Annotated in this window: 7 protein-coding genes; 3 read left to right on the plus strand and 4 right to left on the minus strand. The window is 63.9% G+C overall.

The genetic code is table 11. The features are described from left to right. Nucleotides 1–354, minus strand: a 354-nt coding sequence (locus IC66_RS0127800) for an ATP-binding cassette domain-containing protein (RefSeq protein WP_038949862.1), incomplete at its 3' end; no start/stop codon positions are given. A gap of 239 nt (nucleotides 355–593) precedes the next feature. Here IC66_RS0127800 and acnA point away from each other — a divergent pair. The 3 genes from acnA (at nucleotide 594) to IC66_RS0127815 (ending at nucleotide 5,307) form a co-directional block, all read left to right on the plus strand. Then, complete coding sequence (gene acnA, locus IC66_RS0127805; RefSeq protein ID WP_028139232.1) at nucleotides 594–3,314, plus strand: aconitate hydratase AcnA; 2,721 nt, start codon at nucleotides 594–596, stop codon at nucleotides 3,312–3,314. 235 nt (nucleotides 3,315–3,549) lie between these two features. Continuing rightward, nucleotides 3,550–4,326, plus strand: coding sequence for a DUF1223 domain-containing protein (locus IC66_RS0127810; protein WP_038949863.1), 777 nt, complete (start codon nucleotides 3,550–3,552; stop codon nucleotides 4,324–4,326). 612 nt (nucleotides 4,327–4,938) lie between these two features. Continuing rightward, complete coding sequence (locus IC66_RS0127815; RefSeq protein ID WP_028139230.1) at nucleotides 4,939–5,307, plus strand: DUF2794 domain-containing protein; 369 nt, start codon at nucleotides 4,939–4,941, stop codon at nucleotides 5,305–5,307. Between the two features lie 114 nt (nucleotides 5,308–5,421). On the opposite strand, the gene IC66_RS0127820 is transcribed toward IC66_RS0127815, so the two are convergent. The 3 genes from IC66_RS0127820 to IC66_RS0127830 all read right to left on the minus strand — a co-directional run. Then, nucleotides 5,422–5,952 carry a GNAT family N-acetyltransferase gene (locus IC66_RS0127820; RefSeq protein WP_028139229.1) on the minus strand — a complete coding sequence of 177 codons (531 nt, stop codon included), beginning with the start codon at nucleotides 5,950–5,952 and terminating at the stop codon, nucleotides 5,422–5,424. 216 nt (nucleotides 5,953–6,168) lie between these two features. Next, nucleotides 6,169–6,960, minus strand: coding sequence for a Bax inhibitor-1/YccA family protein (locus IC66_RS0127825; protein ID WP_028139228.1), 792 nt, complete (start codon nucleotides 6,958–6,960; stop codon nucleotides 6,169–6,171). Nucleotides 6,961–7,241: 281 nt separating this feature from the next. Then, the coding region (locus IC66_RS0127830) for an ABC transporter permease (RefSeq protein WP_038949864.1) at nucleotides 7,242–8,395 on the minus strand (1,154 nt) is incomplete at its 5' end.

Genomic DNA, 8,395 nt, shown 5'->3' on the forward strand with positions numbered 1-8,395 from the left:
ATGTTCGAGCCCCACCGTGGCGAGGCTCTGGGCGAAGTCAAAACGCTCTCCCCCAAGGAAATCGGCCCAGAATGTCAGGTTTTCGGCCACGCTGAGCGCAGGCTTCAGGGCATCGCGATGGCCGAGATAGTGGCACTGCTCCGGCAGCGTCATTTCAGCGTCGCCGCCGTCCAGTACGATCGTGCCGCCCGCCGGAACCAGCAGGCCCGCGATCAACCGCAGCAACGAGGTCTTGCCCGACCCGTTGCGGCCGACGACCGCCACCGCTTCGCCGGCGACGGCCTCGAAATCGAGCCCGGCAAACACCTCGCGGCCACCGCGCACGCAAACGATCCCGCGTCCAGACAGCTGCATCTTGCTTCGTACCACCCCGCTCAAAGCCGGGCCTCAGGAAAACTTGGGGTAGCGCATGGGAATTTTTGGCTCGCGAATGCTGCGGTACGATTGTGGCTGTGGCGGCGCGGTTAGAAAGCTTCTATAAGCCCGGAACTACTTGATGCAGCAACTCAACCTGCCCCTGCAAGCGGCCCAGCCTGATACGCTGACGGTGTTAAAATACCCTGCCGGGTATAACTAACAATTGGGATTCCTACATGACCTCGCTCGACAGCTTCAAATGCAAAAAGACCCTCAAGGTCGGCGCCAAGACCTATGTCTATTACAGCCTGCCCACGGCCGAGAAGAATGGTCTGAAGGGAATTTCCAAACTTCCCTATTCGATGAAGGTCCTGCTCGAGAACCTCCTGCGCAACGAGGACGGCCGCTCGGTCAAGAAAGAGGACATCGTCGCGGTCTCGAAATGGCTGCGCAAGAAGTCGCTGGAGCATGAGATCGCCTTCCGCCCGGCGCGCGTGCTGATGCAGGACTTCACCGGCGTGCCCGCGGTGGTCGACCTCGCCGCGATGCGCAACGCGATGCAGAAGCTCGGCGGCGATGCCGAGAAGATCAATCCGCTGGTTCCGGTCGATCTCGTCATCGACCATTCCGTGATCGTGAACTTCTTCGGTGACAACAAGGCTTTCGGCAAGAACGTCGCCGAGGAATACAAGCAGAACCAGGAGCGCTACGAGTTCCTGAAGTGGGGCCAGAAGGCGTTCTCGAACTTCTCCGTCGTGCCGCCCGGCACCGGCATCTGCCACCAGGTCAATCTCGAATATCTCTCCCAGACGGTCTGGACCAAGAAGGAGAAGATGACGGTCGGCAAGAAGACCGGCACCTTCGAGGTCGCCTATCCCGATTCGCTGGTCGGCACCGACTCCCACACCACCATGGTCAATGGTCTCGCCGTGCTCGGCTGGGGCGTCGGCGGCATCGAGGCGGAAGCCTGCATGCTCGGCCAGCCGCTGTCGATGCTGCTGCCCAACGTCGTCGGCTTCAAGCTGAAGGGCGCGATGAAGGAGGGCGTCACCGCGACCGACCTCGTGCTCACCGTGACGCAGATGCTGCGCAAGCTCGGCGTGGTCGGCAAGTTCGTCGAGTTCTTCGGCCCCGGCCTCGACAATCTCTCGGTCGCCGACAAGGCGACCATCGCCAACATGGCGCCCGAATACGGCGCGACCTGCGGCTTCTTCCCGGTCGACGCCGCCGCGATCGACTATCTCAAGACCTCCGGCCGTGCGGCGCCGCGCGTCGCGCTGGTGCAGGCCTACGCCAAGGCGCAAGGGCTGTTCCGCACCGCCAAGTCGGCCGATCCGGTGTTCACGGAAACGCTGACGCTCGATCTCGCCGACGTCGTGCCGTCGATGGCCGGTCCGAAGCGTCCCGAAGGCCGCATCGCGCTGCCGTCGGTCGCCGAAGGCTTCTCGCTTGCGCTCGGCACCGAGTACAAGAAGGCCGAGGAACCCAGCAAGCGCTTCGCCGTCGAAGGCAAGGACTTCGAGATCGGCCACGGCGACGTCGTGATCGCCGCCATCACCTCCTGCACCAACACCTCGAACCCGAGCGTGCTGATCGGCGCGGGCCTCCTGGCGCGCAACGCCGCTGCGAAGGGCCTCAAGGCCAAGCCGTGGGTGAAGACCTCGCTCGCCCCGGGCAGCCAGGTCGTGGCCGGCTATCTCGCCGATTCCGGTCTGCAGAAGGATCTCGACAAGGTCGGCTTCAACCTGGTCGGCTTCGGCTGCACCACCTGCATCGGCAATTCAGGTCCGCTGCCTGAGGAGATCTCGAAGTCGATCAACGACAACGGCATCGTCGCCGCGGCTGTGCTCTCCGGCAACCGCAACTTCGAAGGCCGTGTCTCGCCGGACGTGCAGGCGAACTACCTGGCCTCGCCGCCGCTGGTCGTCGCCCACGCGCTCGCGGGCAGCGTCACCAAGAACCTCGCGGTCGAGCCGCTCGGCGAGGGCAAGGACGGCAAGCCGGTGTACCTCAAGGACATCTGGCCGACGACCAAGGAGATCAACGCCTTCATGAAGAAGTTCGTGACCGCGTCGATCTTCAAGAAGAAGTACGCCGACGTGTTCAAGGGCGACACCAACTGGCGCAAGATCAAGACCGTCGAGAGCGAGACCTATCGCTGGAACATGTCTTCGACCTACGTGCAGAACCCGCCTTATTTCGACGGCATGAAGAAGGAGCCGGAGCCGGTCACCGACATCGTCGAGGCGCGCATCCTCGCCATGTTCGGCGACAAGATCACCACCGACCACATCTCGCCGGCCGGTTCGATCAAGCTCACCTCTCCGGCTGGAAAATATCTCAGCGAGCACCAGGTGCGTCCCGCCGACTTCAACCAGTACGGCACGCGTCGCGGCAACCATGAAGTGATGATGCGCGGCACCTTCGCCAACATCCGCATCAAGAACTTCATGCTGAAGGGCGCGGACGGCAACATCCCCGAGGGCGGTCTCACCAAGCACTGGCCCGACGGCGAGCAGATGTCGATCTACGACGCCGCGATGAAGTACCAGCAGGAGCAGGTGCCGCTGGTGGTGTTCGCCGGTGCCGAATACGGCAATGGCTCCTCGCGCGACTGGGCGGCCAAGGGCACCCGCCTGCTCGGCGTGCGCGCCGTGATCTGCCAGAGCTTCGAGCGCATCCATCGCTCCAACCTGGTCGGCATGGGCGTGCTGCCGCTCACCTTCGAGGAGGGCACCTCCTGGTCGTCGCTCGGCCTCAAGGGCGACGAGAAGGTCACGTTGCGTGGCCTGGTCGGCGACCTCAAGCCGCGCCAGAAGCTGACCGCGGAGATCGTCTCCGGCGACGGTTCGCTGCAGCGCGTTTCGCTGCTCTGCCGCATCGATACGCTGGACGAGCTCGACTACTACCGGAACGGCGGTATCCTGCACTACGTGCTGCGCAAGCTCGCGGCCTAAGCGCGAATTTGTGAACGGTGGCTCACCGCGACGTGAGTAGAAGGTTAAACGAAGGCGGCCTATCACAAGGCCGCCTTCGTGCGTTTGCGGCATGCTCCAGATGGGCCCGCCCGGCGGAAAACCTCCTTTCGGACGGTTGGCCTGGACGGTCGAGTGTGTCGCGCCCCGTAAGACTACGGTGACCATCCGGCGATAAGATCTCCCTTTCCACGAGCAATGGTGTGCGGCGTTCGACATGACAACAATGACGGCTTCTCATCTGGTTTCACGTTGGTCCGGTGCCCTCTGGTCGGGAGCTCTCGGCATCTGTGCGATCGTCGCCGTCATCCGTCCGGCGGAGGCCGATCCCCGCGCCGTCGTCGAATTGTTTACCTCGCAGGGCTGCTCCTCCTGCCCGCCCGCCGACCAGATCATCGGCGATCTCTCCAAAGACCCGTCGATCATCGCGCTGAGCATGCCGATCGACTATTGGGACTATCTGGGCTGGAAGGACACGCTGGCGGATTCGCGCTTCTCTGCACGGCAGCGTGCTTATTCGCGCATGCGCGGCGACCGCGAGGTCTACACGCCGCAGGTCGTAGTCAACGGCTCCACCCATGTCATCGGCAGCGATCGTGCCGGCATCGAGAGCGCGATCGGCAAGGCTGACAAGGGCACGGGCGTGATGAGCGTGCCGGTGACGATGTCGCTCGCGGGCAAGCAGATCAACGTGTCGGTGGCGGCGAGCAACGAGCCGGCCGTCTCGCATGGCGAGGTCTGGATCTGCTCGATCGCCAAGTCGGTCCCGATCGCGATCACACGCGGCGAGAATCGCGGACAGCAGGTCACCTATCACAACGTGGTGCGCAACCTGCTCAAGGTTGGCGACTGGACCGGGCGTTCAGAAAGCTGGACGGTGCCGATCGAGAACCTCACACGCGACGGCGTCGACGGCGCGGTGGTCTATGTCCAGGACGGCAGCCGCGACAAGCCCGGCACGATGCTGGGCGCGGCCTACACGTCGCTGCACTGATTTCAATTCTCTAGCGTCGTACTCACTGCCACCCTCATGGTGAGGAGCGCGCCCTTGCGCGCGTCTACCGGACGATGCTTCGCATCGCCGTGAGAACAATGCAGGCTCCCTCACGCAGCTCGGCCTCGATCCTTCGAGACGCCGCGCGAAGGACGCGCGGCTCTCGGGATGAGGGATGAGATTGTTGGCGCTGATGAGAGAAGAATTTCGTCGTGTCAGAAACATCCCGACACAAACAAAAAAGGACCAACTTGCGTTGGCCCTCCTTGTCGCGCGTACAGACCCGATCCTGTTCGACCCCGGGGGGCTGGGGGCTGAGGAATCCGGAACCGAAAGGACCGGGTCAACGCACGTGAGTCTTTTCGCAATGCAGGGCGGCAGTCGCTAGGCGGAAAAGCGGCGAGAGTATGATTCCTGCTAACGATCCCGTGACGGTTTGCCGCGAGGGAGTTCCACCATAGCGTGTGCTCCGATTCGTAACCGATTCGACCGGTTGAATCAGGAGCCCCTTGCGGCGCTGGCCGGTTGGCGCAATCATGCAGCTGTCATGATCCAGGTTCCGGGGACGGTCTTCGCGGATTCGGGTCATGCCGTGCGATGAGGAAGCGCTCCATGAGTCTGTCGGAGGATACCGATCCGAGCGAGCTGCGCGCGGCGGCGCGCCCCGCCGCGGCGACGACGCAACTGAGCCGGGTGACGTTCAACCGGCTCGAGCTGCACCGTATTCTCAATCTCTACGGCCGCATGGTCGCCGACGGCGAGTGGCGCGATTATGCCATCGACTTCCTGAGGGATCGCGCCGTGTTCTCGGTCTATCGCCGTGCCTCGGAAGTGCCGATCTACCGCATCGAGAAGGATCCGCGGCTGGCGCGCAAGCAGGGCATGTACAGCGTGATCTCGGCGACCGGTTTGATCCTGCGCCGCGGCCACGAGCTGGAGCGCGTGCTGCTGGTGATCGATCGGAAGCTGGCGGTGGTATAGCCGCACAAACGGTGCCGTAGGGTGGGCAAAGGCGCGCAGCGCCGTGCCCACGTTCTTTCTCTATCGCTGGTCGATGGTGGTGGGCACGCTTACGCTTTGCCCACCCTACGAGGCCTACTTCCCCGGCACCGTCTTCGCGCCCTCGCCGAGGTCGCGCTGCATCATCACCGTATCGAGCCAGCGTCCGAATTTCAGCCCGACATTGGGATGCGTGCCGATCATCTTGAAGCCGCCCCTGGTGTGCACGCCGATCGAGCCGGCATTGGCGGAATCGCCGATCACCGCGATCATCTGGCGGAAGCCGCGCGCCTCGCATTCGGCGACCAGCCGCTCCAGCAGCTTTGATCCGACACCGCGGCGGTGGAAAGAGGGATCGAGATAGATCGAGTTCTCGACCGTGAAGCGGTAGGCCGGGCGCGGGCGGTAGGCGCCGGCATAGGCATAGCCGGCCACGCGGCCGTCGAGGATGGCGACGAAATAGGGATAGCCGCCGTCGACCAGTGCGCGATAACGGCGCGTCATCTCCACGAGGTCAGGCGGCTCCAGCTCGAACGTCGCGGTGCCCTCGCGGACGGCCTGCTGGTAGATGGCGGTGATGGCGGGAAGGTCGGCCTCGGTTGCAGGCCTGATTTCAGGTTCGGACATGGGGCAAGATTAGAGCCTTCCCGCTTCTGCTGAAAGGGGCAACTGTGTTGCCACACCCGTCATTGCGAGCGCAGCGAAGCAATCCAGAAATGCATCCGCGGAGGGACTCTGGATTGCTTCGTCGCAAGGGCTCGCAATGACGAGGAGAGGCCAAGGCTCAAACAAAAACCCCGGCCTTTCGGCCGGGGTCCGTGTCCGTTCGTCCTGGTCTATCGCTTAGTCGCGCTGGCCGAGGAGCTGCAGCAGCAGCGTGAACAGGTTGATGAAGTTCAGGTACAGCGACAGTGCGCCGGTGATGGCCGCACGCTCTGCGATGTCCCCGCCGGCCGAGGCGTAGCCGTAGATGTAGTCGTTCTTCAGCCGCTGGGTATCCCAGGCGGTGAGGCCTGCGAACACCAGCACGCCGACCACCGACACGATGAACTGCAGCATCGAGCTCGCCAGGAACAGGTTCACCAGGCTCGCGATGATGATGCCGATCAGGCCCATGAACAGGAACGAGCCCATGCCGGTCAGGTCACGCTTGGTGGTGTAGCCATAGAGGCTCAGCGCACCGAATGTGGCCGCGGTGATGAAGAACACCCGCACGATCGAGGTGTGCGTGAACACCAGGAAGATCGACGACAGCGAGATACCCATCAGCGCCGCGAACACCCAGAACAGGATCTGGGCGGTCGAGGGAGCCAGACGGTTGATGCCCGCCGAGATCACGAACACCATGGCGAGCGGCGCCAGCATGAACAGCCATTTCAGCGGGCTGACGAACATCGCGTAGCCGAACGGCGTCAGGAACAGCTTGCCGACGCGGACGGCGTCCGCGGTCGGGACATCAGTCACGGCAGCCATGTAGACGCCGAGCGCGGCAAGGCCAGTGATGGCCAGGCCGATGCTCATGTAGTTGTAGATGCGCAGCATATAGGCGCGCAGGCCGGCATCGACCGTCGCGGCGTCAACACGCCCGGCGGCCCTGCCGAAAGGAGAAGCGTAGTTACGGTCTAGGTCCGACATGGTCGAATTCCCGTTGGTTGGTCCGGTCCGGCACGAGGGTCGCCATGCCGCCGGTTCGTCAAACTCTATCTCGGATACCGACGCCAACCGACTAAATTTTGGCTAACAATCGGGGCTCCGAACCCATTCGATATGTGGGAAACTAACACATTCGCTGCAACCTTCCACGCGCGGCTGAATGTCGCCCTTGGCGGCAATCCTGACGCGAACCTGACGAGCAGTCATGGTTAATCGCAGAAATCGTGCGATTTCGCTCTCGTGCGGCCATCCGCTACATTTTGTCACAAATTCCGCAACACCGTGGCGGGCTTTTTGTTCAACGCCAGCAGCGTGCCCGCGAGCCCGAGCCCGACGGTGACGACGAGCGCGGCCGCGACCACGCCGGCCGCGCTGCCGGCCTGCCAGACGAAACTCAGTGTCATCAGCCGCGTCACGATTATCCAGGCCGCGATGCTGCCGGAGATCACGCCGAACACCGCGGTCGCGAGCCCGATCAGGAGGTATTCGAGCGCATAGGCGCCGAGCAGCCGCAGCCGCGTCGCGCCCAGCGTCTTCAGGATCACCGCATCGTAGACCCGGTGGCGATGGCCGGCGGCGAGCGCGCCGCCGAGCACCAGGATCGCCGAGATCAGGGTCACGGCGCTGGCACCGCGGATCGCCAGCGCCAGATTGGTCACGACAGAGCCGACCGTCTCCATCACCTCGCGCACGCGTACGCTCGTCACCATCGGATAGGCGTCGGCGACCTGCTTGATGATCTTGCCGTCGCCTGCCGCAGTTCCGCCCGTTTCCGTCAGCGTCGCGATGTGGGTGTGGGGGGCGCCCTTGAAGGCGTTCGGCGAGAACACCAGAACGAAGTTGATGCCCATCCCCTGCCAGTCGATGGTGCGCAGATTGCCGATCTTGGCCGGGATGTCGCGGCCAAGCACATTGACCACGACCTCGTCGCCGAGCTTGAGGCCGAGCCCGTCGGCGATCTTCTTTTCCATCGAGACCAGCGGCGGGCCGGAATAATCGGCGCTCCACCATTCGCCCTCGACCACCTTGGAGCCTTTCGGCAGCTCGCCGGTATAGGTCAGGCCGCGGTCGCTCTGCAGCACCCACTCCGAATCGGTGGTCGGCTTGAGCTCCTCGGCGCGCACGCCGCGCGCGGCGACGATGCGCCCGCGCAGCATCGGTACGTCCTCGACCGTTGCGCCCGGCGCGATCCGGCGCAGATAACCGTCGAACTGCTCGGCCTGCGTGCTCGGGATGTCGATGAAGAAGAAGGACGGCGCGCGGTCCGGCAGTGCTGCCAGGAACTGCCGGCGCAGATTGCCATCGATCTGGGTGATGGTGACGAGCACGGCGAGCCCAAGCCCCAGCGACAGCACCACCGAGGGCGTCAGCGCGCCCGGCCGGTGGATGTTGGCGATCGCCAGCCGCAGCATCGGCA

Origin of the sequence: Bradyrhizobium genomosp. III, from assembly GCF_000261705.1 — a bacterium.
GTDB classification, from domain to species: domain Bacteria; phylum Pseudomonadota; class Alphaproteobacteria; order Rhizobiales; family Xanthobacteraceae; genus Bradyrhizobium; species Bradyrhizobium ottawaense.

Coding starts and splice junctions, on each gene's coding strand:
- acnA (WP_028139232.1), top strand. CDS start 594: ATGACCTCGCTCGACAGCTTCAAATGCAAAAAGACCCTCAAGGTCGGC.
- IC66_RS0127810 (WP_038949863.1), top strand. CDS start 3,550: ATGACAACAATGACGGCTTCTCATCTGGTTTCACGTTGGTCCGGTGCC.
- IC66_RS0127815 (WP_028139230.1), top strand. CDS start 4,939: ATGAGTCTGTCGGAGGATACCGATCCGAGCGAGCTGCGCGCGGCGGCG.
- IC66_RS0127820 (WP_028139229.1), bottom strand. CDS start 5,952: ATGTCCGAACCTGAAATCAGGCCTGCAACCGAGGCCGACCTTCCCGCC.
- IC66_RS0127825 (WP_028139228.1), bottom strand. CDS start 6,960: ATGTCGGACCTAGACCGTAACTACGCTTCTCCTTTCGGCAGGGCCGCC.